This window comes from Paraburkholderia panacisoli (assembly GCF_008369935.1).
GTDB classification, from domain to species: Bacteria; Pseudomonadota; Gammaproteobacteria; order Burkholderiales; family Burkholderiaceae; genus Paraburkholderia; species Paraburkholderia panacisoli.
Map to the genome: position 1 here is coordinate 1 of NZ_VTUZ01000150.1, position 1234 is coordinate 1234.

Below are 1234 nucleotides of genomic sequence, written 5' to 3' on the forward strand. Positions count from 1 at the left end.
GCAACCGTCGTCTGCGGCATGTCTTCCTGGGCGGGCGCGCTGTTCGCGCCGAGCGCCTCGGCTTCGTTGAACAAGCCAGGCTGATCAGAATCTCGTGCTTCGCTCTTCGCGCCGAAGAGTTCTCGACGGTAGGCTCGAAGTCGCTCCTCGGCGAGATCGCGCTCTGCCGTCACGAGCCGCAAGGCGCCGCGTAATGCCTCCTGCTCCTCTCGCAACGTACGAGCAGCATCGCGCTCGGCGAGCAACGCCTTCAGTTCCTCGGCGGTGATCGTGACGTTGATTGGCATGGCGGGTTAGACCAGCACACCGCCTCACTGTTCAGCTCACACGAAGATAATCCTGCTTCGGATGCCGTCGAATCGCGGTAATGTCATCGCCCTCGAGCAGCGCGTGCAGCACGTTGGTCGTCATCATCACGATCTCAGCCTTGTTCTCGGGCCAGATGAAGTGGCTCGTCTCCAATCGTTTAATCAGAAGCCAGAAACCACTGCCATCCCAGCCAAGGATCTTTATCCGATCGCGACGTCGATTGCCGAAGATGTAAAGCGACGTGTCCATCGGATTCAGCCGCATCGACTGCTCGACGAGAATCGACAGACTGTTCATGCCGTAGCGGAAGTCGACGGGATCGCGATGCAGATAGACCTTCAGATTGTCGTCGAACCGGAACACGGCATCCTCCCGAGCATCTGGACCACGGTGGTCAGTTCGTCGATGGTGGCGTCTGCGATGTCAAACTCAACCCCGTTGGGCAAACGTACGTGCAAGGCAACGGTTATCGAGGATCCACGCGGGAACACCGTTTGCCCAACCGTCACCGGCTCTTGAACGACCGGTATAAATGATGATGGCACTCCAGGTACGCGAGTCCGCATCGCCGGTTGCGTGACATCAATCGATACACCGTCTGGTCGCGTGAGCTCCTTCTCAACGGGATTCCCCGTCGCCTGTGCCTTCTGGTAGCGCGTGATCCACTCGCGCAGAAGATTCGGGTTCACGCCGTATTCCATCGCCGTACGCGCGATGGAGACACCCGGCTTCATGCACAACTGGATCAGTTCGTCGCGGGCTTGCGGATCGTACTCTCGGCGACCGTCCCGCTTCGCGCCAACTACCAGGCGGCTACGCAAATCTCGATCTTCTGACATGTACTCTCATCCCAGCTGTCCACGTGGACAGGTAGCATCAGAGAATCACTCGTTCATTGCTAGGGCGTCCGTAAAGGACCGCATAC

At 58.8% G+C, this 1234-nt stretch carries 3 protein-coding genes; all 3 read right to left on the minus strand.

All coding sequences use genetic code 11. The annotated features are described in order from the left end of the window. Positions 1–287 (minus strand): IS66 family transposase (locus FVF58_RS51075; RefSeq protein WP_484217521.1); only part of this gene is annotated, 287 nt, incomplete at its 3' end. A 31-nt stretch (positions 288–318) separates the two neighbouring features. Continuing rightward, positions 319–672: an IS66 family insertion sequence element accessory protein TnpB gene (gene tnpB, locus FVF58_RS51080; RefSeq protein ID WP_149676993.1), complete on the minus strand. Its 354-nt coding sequence runs from the start codon at positions 670–672 to the stop codon at positions 319–321. Then, positions 648–1148 carry a transposase gene (locus tag FVF58_RS51085; protein WP_246217619.1) on the minus strand — a complete coding sequence of 167 codons (501 nt, stop codon included), beginning with the start codon at positions 1146–1148 and terminating at the stop codon, positions 648–650. The genes tnpB and FVF58_RS51085 overlap by 25 nt, the downstream gene beginning before the upstream one ends. Positions 1149–1234: the final 86 nt, after the last annotated feature.

Excerpts from the sequence above, each read along its gene's own strand:
- FVF58_RS51085 (WP_246217619.1), bottom strand. The coding sequence starts at position 1,148 with ATGTCAGAAGATCGAGATTTGCGTAGCCGCCTGGTAGTTGGCGCGAAG.